The sequence below is a fragment of the Actinoplanes sp. NPDC051537 genome (genome assembly GCF_055586105.1).
Map to the genome: position 1 here is coordinate 282,611 of NZ_JBVJIU010000007.1, position 13,688 is coordinate 296,298.

The following is a 13,688-nucleotide window of genomic DNA, read 5'->3' on the forward strand; positions in this document are numbered from 1 at the left end:
AAGGCGATAAAGGGGAAAAGGTTGTTCGCGGGCTGGGGATCGTGGGTCGCCCGTCTCCGCTGGCCGGTGCTGATCGTGACGCTCATCGCGATCATCAACGCCGGGCTGTGGGGACTGGGTGTTTTCGGGAAGCTGACCGAGGGCGGGTACAACGACCCGAACAGCGAGTCCACCCAGGCCGCCGACGTGGCCCAGGAGGCGTTCGGCGCGCAGGGCGGCGACCTCGTCGTCATCTACACGCCGGTCAAGGTGAAGATCGACGACGCCGCGCTCGGCAAGCGGATCAAGACCTCGCTGGCGCAGCTGCCGAAGTCGGCCGTCACCTCCACCGCGTCCTACTGGTCGGCGAAGAACCCGCAGTACGCGGCGAAGAACAAGCACAGCGCCGTCGCCCTGGTCACGCTCGCCGGCGCGGACGACGCCGCCAAGCTCGAGTCGTACCGCGCGATCGACGACATGTTCGCGGTGCCGGGCGCGACCGTGCGGCTCTCCGGGGCGACCGCGCTGGCCGACGCCTCGTCGGCGCGCTCGACCAAGGACCTGGGCACGGCCGAGCTCATCTCGCTGCCGATCACCCTGGTGCTGCTCGTGCTGATCTTCGGCTCGCTGGTGGCGGCCTCGCTGCCGGTGCTGGTCGGCGGCGCGGCGGTGGCCGGCTCGCTCGGCATCCTGCACGCGATCTCGGCGACCACCGACGTCAACTCGTTCGCCGTCAACGTGGCGAGCCTGCTCGGCCTGGGCATGGCGATCGACTACGGCCTGTTCATGGTCGGCCGCTTCCGGGAAGAACAGGCCGAGGGCCGAGATCCGATCGAGGCGGTCTCCCGCACGGTCGGCACCGCCGGGCGTACCGTCGTCTTCTCCGCCACCCTGCTGATGATCGCCCTGGCCGGCCTGCTGTTCTTCCCGCAGGGCTTCCTGAAGTCGCTCGCCTACGGCGGCCTGGCGGCCGTCTTCCTCGCGGCGGTCCTCTCGCTCACCCTGCTTCCCGCGCTCCTCGCGGTGCTGGGCCCCAAGGTCGACAAGATTCCCGTACGCCTGCCCGGCCGTGCCGGCAAGGAGCCCGGATCCGGGTGGAAGAAGCTGGCCGGCTTCGTCCTGAAGCGGCCGCTGCTGGTCGCGATCCCGATCCTGGGCATCCTGCTGCTGCTCGCCTCCCCGATCCGCAACGTGCACTTCGGCGAGAGCGACGAGCGGATCCTGCCCGCCGGCGACCCGTCCCGCGCCGCGATCGAGACGCTGAAGGCCGACTACCCGCAGTTCACCGGCGACAGCGTGCAGATCGTGCTGCGCAATGCCCAGGACAGCGCCGCGTTCGCCGTCCAGCTGCGGCAGATCCCCGGCATCAGCCAGATCGGGCCGTCCCGCAAGCAGAAGGGCGTCACGCTGTTCACCGCGACGCTCAAGACCAAGGACGCGTACAGCGGCGAGGCCCGGGACGTGGTCGACGCGATCCGGGCGCTGCCCGTGCCGGCCGGGGCGACGCTGCTGGTCGGCGGCACGACGGCCCGCAACGTGGACAGCCTCGAGGCGACCGCCGAGCGGCTGCCGCTGATGGTCGGCCTGCTCGTCGGCGCCACGCTGCTGCTGATGTTCCTGGCGTTCGGCTCGGTGCTGCTGCCGATCAAGGCGGTGCTGATGAGCGCGATCAGCCTCAGCGCCACGTTCGGCGTGCTGGTCTGGATCTTCCAGGACGGGCACGGGTCGGGGCTGCTCGACGTCACCCCGGCGCCGCTCGAGGTCGGCATCGTCGTGCTCATGGCGGCGGTCGTCTTCGGCCTCTCCACCGACTACGAGGTCTTCCTGCTCTCCCGGATGGTCGAGGCCCGCACCCGCGGCGCGTCGACGAACGAGGCGGTCACCACCGGCCTGGCCCGCACCGGCCGGGTGATCAGCGCGGCGGCCCTGCTGCTCATCGTGGTCACCGGGGCGTTCGCGCTCTCGGCCGTGACGACGATGCGCTTCGTCGGCGTCGGCATGATCATCGCGCTGCTGCTGGACGCGACCGTGGTGCGCATGCTGCTGGTGCCCGCGGTGCTGCGCCTGCTGGGCGACGCGGCCTGGTGGGCGCCGGGGCCGCTGCGGCGGCTTCAGCAGCGGGCCGGGCTTTCCGAGTACGCCGGGGAGCGGTCCGTTGCCGGCGCGCCGGGCGGCCGCCATGCCGCGCCGGACGACACCCAGATCATCCGGTACGCCCCGTACGGCGCGGGCTCGCACGCGCTGCCCCCGGTGCCGGAGCCGGTCGCGCTGCCCGGGGCCGTGGCGGCGTACGCGCTGCCGGCCGCGCCGCTTTCGTCCCCGCCGCCGATGGACGACTCGACCCAGGTGTTCGCGCGGTTCGAGGACACGGCCGTGCTGCGGCTGCCGGCGCTGGACGCCTCGGGCGAGCCGGTCGAGGAGGTCGAGGCCGAGGCCGTGCCCGACTTCTCGCGGGCCGCGCTGCCGGCGCCCGACGACGACACGATCCTGGACGCGGAGATCCTGGAGGACTCGCCGGTCGACGCCGAGACGTCGTGGGGCCTGTCGCCCGCGCCGGCCGAGGCGTCGATCGAGCCCGGCCGGATCCTGCCCGCCGACCTCACGTCGTGGCTGCCGGCCGTCCCCGAGTTCGAGCCGAGGGCGGCGTGGGCCAAGGCCGACTCCGACGGCTTCTTCTTCGGCAAGCAGGCGGGCGCGGCGGTGGCGCCGTCCGACGGGCCGGCGATCGCGCTGCCGGCGTTCGCCGAGGCCGAGTCTGAACCTCAAGTCGAGGTTGAGACTTCGCCCGTCGCGGAGGCTGAAGCTGAGGTCGAGGTTGAGGCCGCGGCCGTCCCACCTGCGGTTATCGACGACGAGGCGATCGAGGTCGAGGCCGAGCCGGTCGAGGTCGAGCCGGTCGAGTCGATCTCGGAAGAGCCGGTCGAGCCGTTCGAACTCATCTCGGAAGAGGCGGTCGAGCCGGTCGCCTCCGTGGTGGAGGAACCCGCCGCGGACGAGCCGGAGCCGTTCGCCGAGGAGCCGTTCGTCCCGGAGCCGTTCGTCGAGGAGCCGTTCGCCGAGGAGCCGTTCGTCGAGGAGCCGTTCGTCGAGGAGCCGTTCGACTACGAGGCGGCGGCGCAGGCGTTCGGGTACGAGCCGGTGCGATACGAGCCGTTCGTGCCGAGCTTCACCGAGCCGTTCGACGACACCTACGTCCCCGCCGCGATCGCCGACGAGGAGCTCGCCCCGACCGTGGACCTGAGCGAGCGGGTCGCGCGCCCGGCCACCCTGGCCGACGCGTGGCGACCGGCCCCCTTCGACGGGCAGACATCGGCCCCACGCCCGGCTACGCTCGGCGATCAACCGCTCCCCCCGCGGCCGATCCCCTCCCTTCCGGAGCCTCCACCCATGACCGACTTCTCGCCGCAGCCGGCTCCCCCCGCCGCACCGGCGACGGCGTCACCCTCGCCGTTGCCGACGCCGCCGGCGGCCCCAGCCGGGCAGCCCGTGCACCTGGTCGACCCGGGGGCCTCTGTGCCCGTACATCCGGAGAATGACGACCAGCCGCCGGCGCCCCCCGCGCCCGCACCGACCGCCGCGCCCGCGCCCCCCGCGCCGAGCCGGCGGCCGGCCGACCTGGCCGACCACCTGCGCGAGTCCCGCCCGTCCGACCTGAGCGACTACACGTCCGGCAAGATCCCCCGGATGCGCCGCCCGGCCGAGCCGCCCGCCCCGGTGACCCGCCGCCCGGCGACGCTGGCCGACCATCTCTCGACGCGGAAGCCGCAGTCGTCATCGTCGGAGGACGCCACGCGCGACCTGCGGGACCACGCCGCCCACGACTGACGCCGTGCCCTTGCTCTGCTCACCTATGCGCGCGGTCAGCGGAAGACCAGGCCGCCGCCGACCTCGATCACCTGGCCGGTGAGGGCGCCGGCGCCGTCGGAGATCAGCAGGCGGACGGTGGCGACCAGGTCCTCCGGCACCAGCGAGCGCGGGATCGCCTGGGTGGCCACCAGCGGGGCGTGCGTCTCGGCGTCGCGGCCGTTCGCGAGCTCGGCCTCGCCCTCGGTGCGGATCGCGCCCGGCGACAGCGCGTTCACCGTGATGCCGGCCGGGCCGAGCGAGCGGGCCAGCGACCGGGTCAGGCCGATCAGCGCGGCCTTGCTGGCGACGTAGGACGGGCCCGACGGGCCGCCCATCCGGACCGTGGGCGACACGACGTTGACGATGCGGCCCCAGCCCCGCGACGCCATGCCCGCGCTCAGGGCCTGGGCCAGCAGCATCGGCGCGGTGACGTTGACGGCGAAGGTCGCCTGCCATTCCTCCAGCGGGAGGACGTCGAAGCCCACGTTCGAGGCGCGGGCCGCGTTGTTGATCAGGACGTCGACCGGGCCGGCCCGCTCGGCCAGCGCGCGGACGGCGGCCGGGTCGGCGAGGTCGGCGTCGAGCAGGTCGGCCCGCGCGCCGAGGTCGCGGCACAGGCCGGCGACGGTCTCCGCCTCCCCGGCCGCGGCCAGGTGGTGCAGCAGGAGCGTGTTGCCGGGGCGGGCCAGGCCGACGGCGACGGCCGCCCCGATGCCCCGCCGGGCGCCGGTGATCAGGATGCGCTGACCCATGTGCCCACCCTATGCCGACGTCGTCTCCGGGCGAGGGCGGCCGCCCCGGGAACGCACCCCGGGGCGGCCACGGGTCAGAGCCCGAGCTCGTTGAACAGGTACAGCCAGACCTCGCTGCGGGTCGGGAACGACGGGATGGCGTGCCGCAGCCGGCGCAGCGGGACCTCGCCGACGATCGCGATGGTCGCCGCCTGCAGGAAGTCGGCGACCTCGGAGCCGGTGAAGGTGACGCCGACCAGCACCTCCCGGTCCTGGTCGACGACGAACCGGCAGGTGCCCGCTCCCCCGCCGGTGAAGGCGCCGCCCGCGTTGGCCTCGGTGCCGACGTCGACGACCCGTACCCGCAGACCCGCCTTTTCCGCCCCGGCCGCCGTGTAGCCGACCGCCGCCACCTCGGGGTGCGTGAAGATGACACGCGGCGAGCGGGGGCCGTCGGCCAGGTGGTCGACGACCATGTCGCGGCCCTGGATGTGCTCGGCGACGATGGCCGCCTGGTACTTCGCCATGTGGGTGTAGAGCGCCCGGCCGTTCAGGTCGCCGATCACGTAGAGCCAGTCCTTGCCCGGCACCCGCATGTGGTCGTCGACCTCGATGTAGCCGTCGGCGTCGAGGCCCAGGTCCTTCGACTGCGGCGTGCGCCCGGCCGCGACCATCAGCTGCTCGGCCGAGGCCGTGCTGCCGTCCCGGAGCGTCACCGTGATCCCGTCGCCCCCGCGCTCGACCTTGACCGCGGTCTGCCCGGTGCGGATGTCCACGCCCTGCTCCCGCAGCGACGCGGTGACCTGCACGCAGGCGAACTCCTCCTCGCGCGAGAGCAGCCGGTGCTCGCCCTCGACCAGCGTCACCCGGCAGCCGAGCGACGCGTACGCCTGGGTCATCTCGGCGCCCACCACCCCGCCGCCGATGACGATGAGGGACGCCGGGATCTTCTCGGCCGTGGTCGCCTCCCGGTTGGTCCACGGCTCGGCGTCGCGCAGGCCCTCGATGTCGGGGATCGTCGCCACCGTGCCGCCGGCCAGGATCACGGCCGTGCGGGCCTCGAGGATCTCGCCGCCGACCTCGACCCGCTTCTCCCCCGCGATCCGGCCCCAGCCGCGCACCAGGTGGACGCCGCGCTCCTCGAGCCACGGCACCTGACCGGCGTCGTCGAGGTGCCCGATGTTGTCGTCGCGCTTGGCGAGCACGGCCGCCACGTCGAGCGGGCCGGTCACCGCCTCCCGCACCCCGGGCACCCGGCGCGCCTCGGCCAGCAGCTCGCCGGGGCGCAGCAGCGACTTCGACGGTATGCACGCGTAGAAGGAGCACTCGCCGCCGACCTTGTCGGCCTCGACGATCGCCACCGACAGCCCGGCCTGGGCCAGCCGCCCCGCGGCGACCTCGCCGCCGGGCCCGGCCCCGACGACCACCACATCAAAAGTCTGCATACCCTGCATGATCCTCCACGCCGGGCACGCGGGACGCCGCGGTCCGGTAGCCGGCGGCCTGGAGGGTGAACAACCGGGCGTAGCGGCCGCCGGCGGTCATCAGCTCGTCGTGGGTCCCGGCCTCGGCGAGGGCGCCGTCGTGCAGCACGTAGATGCGGTCGGCGTGGATGACGTTGGCCAGCCGGTGCGTGATCAGGATCGTGGTGCGCCGGCCCTGGCGGCCGCGGATCGCCTGGAACAGGGTGTCCTCGGCGCGCGGGTCGAGGGACGAGGACGGCTCGTCCATGATCAGCAGGTCGGCGTCGCGGTAGAAGGCGCGGGCTGCGGTGATCCGCTGCCACTGGCCGCCGGACAGGTCCTGTCCGCCGGCGAACGTGCGGTCGAGCAGCGTGTCGTAGCCGTACGGCAGCTCCTTGATCATGTCGTGGGCGGCGGCCATCCCGGCCGCCGTCTCGATGCGGGTGCGGTGCGGGTCGCCGGTGAGGTCGCCGAGCGCGATGTTGGTGGCGGCGGTGAACGGCCAGCGGTGGTGCTCCTGGAGGGCGACCGAGACGCGGCGGCGCAGCGCGTCCGGGTCCCAGTCGCCGAGCGGCCGGCCGTTCCAGCGGATCGCGCCGGAGGTCGGCGCCCGCAGCCCGGCGATCATCGCGGCCAGCGTCGACTTGCCCGAACCGTTCTCGCCGACGAGCGCGACCGTCTCCCCGGCCCGGATGGTGAGCGTGACGTTGTCGACCGCGGGCTCGTCCCGGTCCGGGTAGCGCAGGCTGACGTCGCTGACCCGCAGTTCGCGGAGCCGGTCCGGCGGCCGGTCGTGGCGCGGCGCGGACGGCAGGTGCCCGCGGGCCCGGGACAGGAAGGACACGTACTCGTTGAAGAACTGGCCGTTCGAGAACACCCGGTCGGCCTGGAACGTCACCACGGTCAGCGCCCGCTGCGCCGCCTGCACCGCGACCACGCAGGTGGCGGCCGCGGCGAGCGGGATCCGGCCGCCCGCCAGGAGGCCGCCGAGCAGCGCGTACACCCCGCCGAGGGCGAGGCCGCCGGCGACCGCGCCGACGCCGGTGGTGGTCGTGACCCGCTTGGCCAGGCCCAGCTCGATCCGGGTCTGCGCCCCCATGACCTGGTCGTAGAGCCCGAGCACGAAGTCGCGCAGCCCGTACGAGCGCAGCTCCGGCGCCGACACCCGCTCGGCCATCAGCCGTTGCAGCACCCACAGCCGGCGCCGGCGGGCCGAGCCGGCCAGGAAGGTCTTGAACCGCTCGTGGCCGGAGCGGACCCCGGCGTACGCGTTGGGCACCGTCGCCACCAGCAGGGCGGCCAGCAGCAGCGGGTGGATCAGCACGACGGCCACGGCCACGGCGAGCACGCCGGCCACGCCCGCGAGCAGGTCGAACACCTCCTGCACGAGCACGATCGCCGACTCGGTGCCGCGCGAGGCCCGCTCCATGTCGTCGGCGAAGCTGTCCTCGTCGAAGGCCTCCAGGCGTACGGCCGAGGTGGTCTCGAACAGACGGCGCTCGACCTCGCGGTTGACCCGGGGCGTGAGGCCGTTGAGGGCATATCCGGCGGCGATCGCCAGCGCGCCGCGCACCGAGGTCACCGCGGCCAGCACGGCCAGCGAGGGCAGCGCCGCGCCGACCCGGCCGGGCGTCGGGCCGGCCGCGAGCAGCGACACCAGCGCCTGCCGGGTGGCGAGCAGGCCGAAGGTGGCCATCGCACCGGACAGGACCGTCGCCAGGGCGACCATCACCGTACGGCCGGGATCGGCCCGCCAGGAGATCCGCAACGCCGACGCCACCAGGCGCGGCAGTTGCGCGACGACGCCGCGCAGCCCGGCGTCGAGGCGGGCACGCACGCCGTGCTCCCACCACATCGGGCGCAGCTCGGGGAGGGTGTGCTGAGGGGTCGCACTCACAAGGACCACGGTCACCACGGACGGGTCGGAGGAATCGGACCGGCCGTGTGAGCTGACCCGATCGTGGCAGGGTGACCTCATGATCGACTCCGTCCGGACGCGCAACGCCCTGCAGACCTCGGCCCGGCACTCCGGCCAGGCGCTGCTGGTGCTGGCGATGGCGGCGGTGACGCTCTGGATCCTGGGCCGGCTGTGGTCCGTCGTCTGGCCGCTCACCGTCGCGCTGCTGCTGACCACGCTGATCTGGCCCCCGGTCCGCTTCCTGCGCCGGCACGGCTGGCGTCCCGCGCTGGCCGCCTCGACCGCGATGGTGGCCTTCCTGCTGGTCGCGGCGGGCACCGTGATCGGCATCGCGGTGCCGGTGGCGTCCCAGTCGCCGCAGCTCGCCGACGGCGTGGTCGACGGCATCCAGCGCGTCCGCGAGTGGGCGGCCGGCCCGCCCCTGAACATCGGCGACGACCAGGTGACGAAGGCCCTGGACGCCGCCGTCCAGCGGGTGCAGGACAGCGTGGGCAGCATCGTCACCGCGACGGTCTCGGGCGTGAGCACGGCGCTGAACGGCCTCGTGACCGCCGTGCTGGCCCTGTTCCTGATGTTCTTCTTCCTCAAGGACGGCCCGCGCTTCCTGCCGTGGTTGCGCCATCAGCTGCCGGGCCGGCTGGCCACCGACGTCCCGGTGGTCGCCGCCCGCAGCTGGGACACGCTCGGCGCCTTCGTCCGGGGTCAGGCCTTCGTCGGCCTGCTCGACGCGGTCTTCATCGGCCTCGGCCTGTGGATCGTCGGCGTCCCGCTGGTCCTGCCGCTGGCCGTGCTCACGTTCGTGACCGCTTTCGTCCCGATCGTCGGCGCCCTCTTCGCGGGCCTCGTGGCCGTGCTGATCGCCCTGGTCTCCAACGGGCCGACCGACGCGCTGATCGTGCTCGGCATCATCGTCCTGGTGCAGCAGCTGGAGGGAAACGTCTTCCAGCCGATCCTGCAGAGCCGCGGCCTGGGTCTGCACGCCGCCGTGGTGCTCCTGGCGGTCACCCTGGGCGGCAGCCTGGCCGGCATCGTCGGAAGCCTGCTGGCGGTGCCGGTCGCGGCCGTCCTTTCCACCATTGGGGGGTACGTGCGGGAGCAGCTCTCCGCTCCCGGATCCGCCACCTAGGCCGCCGTCCCACCGAGTGGTCAGCTGCGGGGTTTCTTGAGCGTCCGGCCGTGCTTCAGGGACGCACGCGCCTCGCGAATGTGCCGCTTGTAGATCGGCTCATCTTCCCACCCGGCATCACCCAATGACTGCACTGCGCGAAGCACGCGTTCGTACTCGTTGCCGTAGTCATCATGAAATCGCACGCGGACGTTGAATGCCTCGATTCTGAGCACCGCGTCGGCAGAGAACGCGGCGATCAGGTCGCTTTCCCCTTCTTTCTGATTCGACGGGAGGTAGATCTTGCCGATCGATCTCAGGTCGAAGTCCGCACGGTCCCGAAAGTTCTCGGCGTGAAGAGCGACACGGAACTGGTGCTCACTCAGCCATTCAACCCCGCGGTCCACCGGATCGCCGACGAGGCGAATGCCGTAACGAATATCGTTGATCGTGGCGCCGATCGGGCCGGAATTGAAGAAGTGGATCTCTCGAGCTGCGGGAGAGGTTCGCAATGCGCTTCGGTGAATACTGACAACTTCTCGCTCGACATCTTTGTCCGTGTAGCACAGATGGGGTCCTTTGGCCAACGCCAGATGGATTTGGATCGCCCCGATGACTACGGCGACGACGGTGCCGGTGGCCAGCAATGGCAAGCGGCCCACCCAGGCGCTCGTCACCGCCGGTCGCGACAACATGCGAGCGGCCAGCACAACAAAGTCCACGATGAGCAGGCCCGACAAACCAAGAAGAACCCCGCGGTACAACCAGCGCCTGCGCACAAGCCGCTGGTCACCGAACTGCCGTCGGCGCACCCAAGAAGCCGGCAGAGATTGCGCGAATCGGATCATGGCAACCTCGCCTGAGAGCATCCGAACCTCTGCCGCACAGTACCAACCCGACGAAAGCATCCACATCAACGCTCAGCTTGGAGTTTCAGTCGACTGTCCACCTCAGACGTCCTCGATGCATCCCGAGACCCGAATCGTACCGGTCCACCCGAGGCGGTTGGAGGCTCGGCCCGATCAGAACGGATCTCTCCTGCTGGAGAACCAGTACGGCCGTCCCCCGCGGGCCAAGTCTCAGGAACCGGCGAGGTGCGGAGCCAGCGCGATCGTCACGAAGCGGATCGAACGGCCCAGCAGGCACGTCGCGGCGAAGATGACCGGGCGCATCGAGGTGCGGCCCAGGTAGGCGCTGGCGGCCAGCAGCGGCGGGATTCCGGTGACGGCGCTGACCAGCAGCATCCCGGTCGCCTGGCGGGGCCGGTCCAGCACCGCGACCAGTCGTGTCGCGGCCGCCTTCATGCCGCGCCGGCCCGGTTTCCCCGGCGCGGGCATACGCCGGTTTCTCAGCCGGTTTCGCAGCCACGGCGATCGGATCGCGCCGCGCGCGCCCAGGAAGATCAGCACCTTGCCGGCGGTCTGGCCGGCCGCGGCCGCCACGCCGAGCGCCACGGACGGCGCGCCGGTCGTCGCCACGGCCGCGACCAGGTACGGCTCGGCCGGGGTGAACGGCAGGAAGGCGGACAGGAGCCCGACGGCCGCGGCCGCCAGGACGGCGATCATGACTGGGTCTGCGGCAGACCCGACGGCAGCCCGGCCGCCCGGACCAGCGAGACGACCTTCACCGCGGCGACCCCGAGGGCGAACGTCACGGCCACGGCCGGCGGCGCGAGGATCGCCAGGACGACCACCGCGGCGGTGTTCAGCGCCTTCGCCGGCGGCGACCAGTTCCACCGGTAGATGCCCCGGTCGACGCGGGCGAAGTAGTTCGGGCTCAGCAGCGGCCAGCGCAGGAACATCAGGCTCAGCAACTGGTCGATGACCATGAACTGGACCAGGAACAGCGCGATCGGCAGGGCCGTGGCCGGCCGCAGCACGACCAGCGCGGCGGCGCAGGCCGACGTGCAGGCCCGGTCGGCGACGATGTCGAAGATCGCGCCGGCACGCGTCTCCTGCCCCAGCCGGCGCGCGGCGGCGCCGTCGAGGATGTCGCCGACCCAGTAGATCAGGTAGGCGGCGACCAGCAGATGCGCGCTGCGGTGACTCAGCGCCGCCACGGCGAGCGCGACCGAGACGGCCGTCCGCACCGCGGTGATCGCGTTGGGAACGTTGAGAAGACCGATCGCGGTCACTCGGCGTCCTTGAGGATGCGCTGCATGTCCGCCGTCCGCCGGTTCAGGTCGGCCAGCTGCGCGCTCACGTCGGCGAGCAGGCGCTGCGTCTCGGCGGCCTGCTCGGCGTACTGCCGCTGCAGGTCGCCCGACACCGCGGTCCGCCGGCGGACGGCCGCATACCAGACCCCCGAGATCAGCACGGCGGCGACGACGATGAGGAAGACCGAGCCGACGTCCATCTAATGTGTTCCTTTCGATACGGCGTCGCCGTCTCCGGCGTTGCTCAGGGTCGCGGCGGCGGCCGCCACCACGTCGGGCGTGAGGTGCAGCGAGAACGGCGCGGTCTCGTAGTACTTGAGCGCCTTGCCGTCCTCGGACAACTCGAGATGCGCGGTGACGAGCCCGGCCTTCTCCAGCTTCTTGAGGTGCACCTGCAGCAGCGCGCGGCTGATGCCCAGATCCCGGGCGAGCTGCGAGACGTAGGCGCGCCCGCCGGCCAGTGCGGCGAGCACGCGCAGCCGGTGCGGACTGGCCAGCGTGGCCAGAACCTCGACCAGCCGATCGCCGCTCAACGCGCCCATAGCTCACCTTGGCTCATGCCAACTATTATTGGCAGGTGCAAGCGCAGTCGTCAACTTCCCGCGGCGTTGCCGTGCGTGATGCGCAGGTAGTAGCCGTCCGGGTCGGTGAGCCGGAAGTCGTACAGGCCCCACGGCCGCTCCTGAAGCGGCTCGCTGACCACCGCCCGGCACCGCTCGTGGAGAGCCCGGAGCGTGCCCAGGTCGTCCAGCTCGAGCACGATCTCGACCCCGGCGCCCCGGTCGCCCTGGAGTCGTTGCCGGGTGAAGCCCCGGCCCTCGGCCCGCTCGGGCAGCTTGGCGACCGGCCCGAGCCCGAGCACGACAAGGCCGCGGCGCAGGCTCGCGTAGTCGGCGGCATGTCGCTGCACCCGAAACCCGAGCAGATCACGATAGAAGGCGACGCTGACGTCCAGATCCGCAACAAACAGTTCCATCCGAAGCCGCATCCATCGATGATTCCCCACCGCCGGCCCGGCCACCGCGAGCAAAAAGCCGGCCGGCGCCGCGGGTGAGCGGCGCGGCCGGCTGACGACCAACCCATCCTCAGAGGATCTGCGCGGCCTCCCAGACGTTGCCCGCCGGGTCGGCGAACGCGACCGTCCGCCGGCCCCAAGGCCGGTCGGTCGGGCCATTGAGGATGGTGACGCCGTGCTGCTTGAGCTCCTCACACACCGCGTTCGCGTCGGCCACCGCGATGGTGAGCAGCAAGCGCGCGCCGGCCTCCGCACCGGCGACCGCGTGCGGCTCGACGAGCGCGGCGGCCCGGTCGGAACGCAGGATGTTGATCATCAGGTTCTCCAGGCGGACCACGGCCGAGGCCTCGTCCGCGTAGATGACCTCGAGGCCGAAGACGTTCTCGTAGAACGCCCGCGCGGCCGCCAGATCGTCCACGAAGATCGTGATGACCTCGATCTTGTTCAGTCCTTTGATCACGTGCGGCTTCCTTCTTTCGTCGGCTGGTCACGCCACGGGCATCGACAACCACCCATGGTGGCCAAGATCGTACAGCCGCGGACCGGCGGCGTGGGGTCACGCGACCGGGACCGGCTCGGCCTCGGCGCGGACCGGGGTGCGGCGGGTGGACAGCCAGCAACCGGTGGCGACCAGCGCGAAGCCGGCCACCGTGCTCCAGCTGAGCGGCTCGCTCAGCAGCAGCACGCCGAGCAGGACGGCCACGACCGGGTTCACGTACGTCACGAGACCGGCCCGGTTCGAGCCGGCGAGCGCGATCAGCCGGTAGAACGCCAGCAGTGCGACCGCCGTGCAGAAGACGCCCAGCGCGGCCAGCGACGCCCAGGCGTTCGCGTGCACCGGCGACGTGGGCCAGGTCAGGATCGCGAACGGGGCCAGCACCACGGCGGTGATCGCGGTCGTGCCGCCGGCCAGCGCCTCGGGCGGGATGTCGGCGGCGCGCCGCTGGACCAGCATGGTGGCGACGGCGTAGCTCACGGCGGCCAGCAGCACCATGCCGGCGCCGAGCAGGCCCAGGCGGTCGCCGGAGACGTCGAGGCCGACCAGGACGGCGACGCCGGCGAAGCCGACGAACAGGCCCGCGGTGCGGATGCGGGTCAGCGGCTCGGTGCGCGACATCAGCAGCGCGATCACCACCGGCTCGACGGCGATCAGCAGGCCGGTCAGCGACGACGTGATGTGGACCTCGCCGTACGTGATGAGCAGGAACGGGCCGATGATGTGCACCACGGCCAGCAGCGCGACGATCCCGAAACGCGACCGCAGCACGCCCAGGGTGCCCCGGGAGGCGGCCACCGGCAGCAGCACCAGGGCGGCGATCAGGCCGCGGCCGGCGACCACGAAGACCGGCGAGAGGTCGTCGATGGCGATCTTGATCAGGAAGTACGGGATCCCCCACAGCACCGAGACGAGGAGGAACAACAGCCAGGCACGTCGATTCACCCCTCGACCTTGCCGCCCGAACCGTGGTAAGCGGT

At 72.2% G+C, this 13,688-nt stretch carries 13 protein-coding genes; 2 read left to right on the forward strand and 11 right to left on the reverse strand.

The genetic code is table 11. From position 1 onward, the window contains the following. The first annotated feature begins 21 nt into the window (after window positions 1-21). Window positions 22-3,804 carry an MMPL family transporter gene (locus ACZ6TB_RS19145; RefSeq protein ID WP_465555849.1) on the forward strand — a complete coding sequence of 1,261 codons (3,783 nt, stop codon included), beginning with the start codon at window positions 22-24 and terminating at the stop codon, window positions 3,802-3,804. A gap of 35 nt (window positions 3,805-3,839) precedes the next feature. On the opposite strand, the gene ACZ6TB_RS19150 is transcribed toward ACZ6TB_RS19145, so the two are convergent. The 3 genes from ACZ6TB_RS19150 to ACZ6TB_RS19160 form a co-directional block, all read right to left on the reverse strand. Continuing rightward, window positions 3,840-4,577, reverse strand: coding sequence for an SDR family NAD(P)-dependent oxidoreductase (locus ACZ6TB_RS19150; protein ID WP_465555850.1), 738 nt, complete (start codon window positions 4,575-4,577; stop codon window positions 3,840-3,842). A gap of 74 nt (window positions 4,578-4,651) precedes the next feature. Continuing rightward, window positions 4,652-6,001 (reverse strand): dihydrolipoyl dehydrogenase family protein, encoded by a 1,350-nt coding sequence (locus tag ACZ6TB_RS19155; RefSeq protein WP_465555851.1) that lies wholly within the window; start codon window positions 5,999-6,001, stop codon window positions 4,652-4,654. Continuing rightward, window positions 5,988-7,874 (reverse strand): ABC transporter ATP-binding protein, encoded by a 1,887-nt coding sequence (locus tag ACZ6TB_RS19160; RefSeq protein ID WP_465556058.1) that lies wholly within the window; start codon window positions 7,872-7,874, stop codon window positions 5,988-5,990. The genes ACZ6TB_RS19155 and ACZ6TB_RS19160 overlap by 14 nt, the downstream gene beginning before the upstream one ends. Before the next feature lie 121 nt (window positions 7,875-7,995). Between ACZ6TB_RS19160 and ACZ6TB_RS19165 the strand changes: the two genes are divergently transcribed. Beyond that, the gene (locus tag ACZ6TB_RS19165; RefSeq protein ID WP_465555852.1) at window positions 7,996-9,063 is read left to right on the forward strand and encodes an AI-2E family transporter; all 1,068 of its coding nucleotides are present in this window, start codon (window positions 7,996-7,998) and stop codon (window positions 9,061-9,063) included. Window positions 9,064-9,083: 20 nt separating this feature from the next. Here the strand turns inward: ACZ6TB_RS19165 and ACZ6TB_RS19170 are convergent, their stop codons facing one another. The 8 genes from ACZ6TB_RS19170 to ACZ6TB_RS19205 form a co-directional block, all read right to left on the reverse strand. Continuing rightward, window positions 9,084-9,890, reverse strand: a complete 807-nt coding sequence (locus ACZ6TB_RS19170) for a hypothetical protein (protein WP_465555853.1) — start codon at window positions 9,888-9,890, stop codon at window positions 9,084-9,086. Window positions 9,891-10,121: 231 nt separating this feature from the next. Further along, a complete protein-coding gene (locus tag ACZ6TB_RS19175) occupies window positions 10,122-10,607 on the reverse strand; it encodes a hypothetical protein (RefSeq protein ID WP_465555854.1) in 486 nt (161 codons plus the stop codon). Then, on the reverse strand, window positions 10,604-11,176 hold the full coding sequence (locus ACZ6TB_RS19180) for a CDP-alcohol phosphatidyltransferase family protein (protein WP_465555855.1): 573 nt from the start codon (window positions 11,174-11,176) through the stop codon (window positions 10,604-10,606). The genes ACZ6TB_RS19175 and ACZ6TB_RS19180 overlap by 4 nt, the downstream gene beginning before the upstream one ends. After that, the gene (locus tag ACZ6TB_RS19185; RefSeq protein WP_465555856.1) at window positions 11,173-11,397 is read right to left on the reverse strand and encodes a hypothetical protein; all 225 of its coding nucleotides are present in this window, start codon (window positions 11,395-11,397) and stop codon (window positions 11,173-11,175) included. Before ACZ6TB_RS19185 ends, ACZ6TB_RS19180 begins: the two co-directional genes overlap by 4 nt. Then, on the reverse strand, window positions 11,398-11,739 hold the full coding sequence (locus ACZ6TB_RS19190) for an ArsR/SmtB family transcription factor (RefSeq protein WP_465555857.1): 342 nt from the start codon (window positions 11,737-11,739) through the stop codon (window positions 11,398-11,400). Between the two features lie 50 nt (window positions 11,740-11,789). Continuing rightward, the gene (locus ACZ6TB_RS19195; protein ID WP_465555858.1) at window positions 11,790-12,173 is read right to left on the reverse strand and encodes a VOC family protein; all 384 of its coding nucleotides are present in this window, start codon (window positions 12,171-12,173) and stop codon (window positions 11,790-11,792) included. Window positions 12,174-12,282: 109 nt separating this feature from the next. Next, window positions 12,283-12,672, reverse strand: coding sequence for a VOC family protein (locus ACZ6TB_RS19200; protein ID WP_465555859.1), 390 nt, complete (start codon window positions 12,670-12,672; stop codon window positions 12,283-12,285). A 96-nt stretch (window positions 12,673-12,768) separates the two neighbouring features. Then, window positions 12,769-13,653 (reverse strand): DMT family transporter, encoded by an 885-nt coding sequence (locus ACZ6TB_RS19205; protein ID WP_465555860.1) that lies wholly within the window; start codon window positions 13,651-13,653, stop codon window positions 12,769-12,771. Window positions 13,654-13,688 lie beyond the last annotated feature (35 nt).

Bases quoted from the DNA above. Each gene is read 5' to 3' on its own strand.
- ACZ6TB_RS19165 (WP_465555852.1), top strand. From the start codon at position 7,996: ATGATCGACTCCGTCCGGACGCGCAACGCCCTGCAGACCTCGGCCCGG.
- ACZ6TB_RS19175 (WP_465555854.1), bottom strand. From the start codon at position 10,607: ATGATCGCCGTCCTGGCGGCCGCGGCCGTCGGGCTCCTGTCCGCCTTC.
- ACZ6TB_RS19170 (WP_465555853.1), bottom strand. From the start codon at position 9,890: ATGATCCGATTCGCGCAATCTCTGCCGGCTTCTTGGGTGCGCCGACGG.
- ACZ6TB_RS19155 (WP_465555851.1), bottom strand. From the start codon at position 6,001: ATGCAGACTTTTGATGTGGTGGTCGTCGGGGCCGGGCCCGGCGGCGAG.
- ACZ6TB_RS19195 (WP_465555858.1), bottom strand. From the start codon at position 12,173: ATGGAACTGTTTGTTGCGGATCTGGACGTCAGCGTCGCCTTCTATCGT.
- ACZ6TB_RS19185 (WP_465555856.1), bottom strand. From the start codon at position 11,397: ATGGACGTCGGCTCGGTCTTCCTCATCGTCGTCGCCGCCGTGCTGATC.
- ACZ6TB_RS19190 (WP_465555857.1), bottom strand. From the start codon at position 11,739: ATGGGCGCGTTGAGCGGCGATCGGCTGGTCGAGGTTCTGGCCACGCTG.
- ACZ6TB_RS19160 (WP_465556058.1), bottom strand. From the start codon at position 7,874: ATGTGGTGGGAGCACGGCGTGCGTGCCCGCCTCGACGCCGGGCTGCGC.
- ACZ6TB_RS19150 (WP_465555850.1), bottom strand. From the start codon at position 4,577: ATGGGTCAGCGCATCCTGATCACCGGCGCCCGGCGGGGCATCGGGGCG.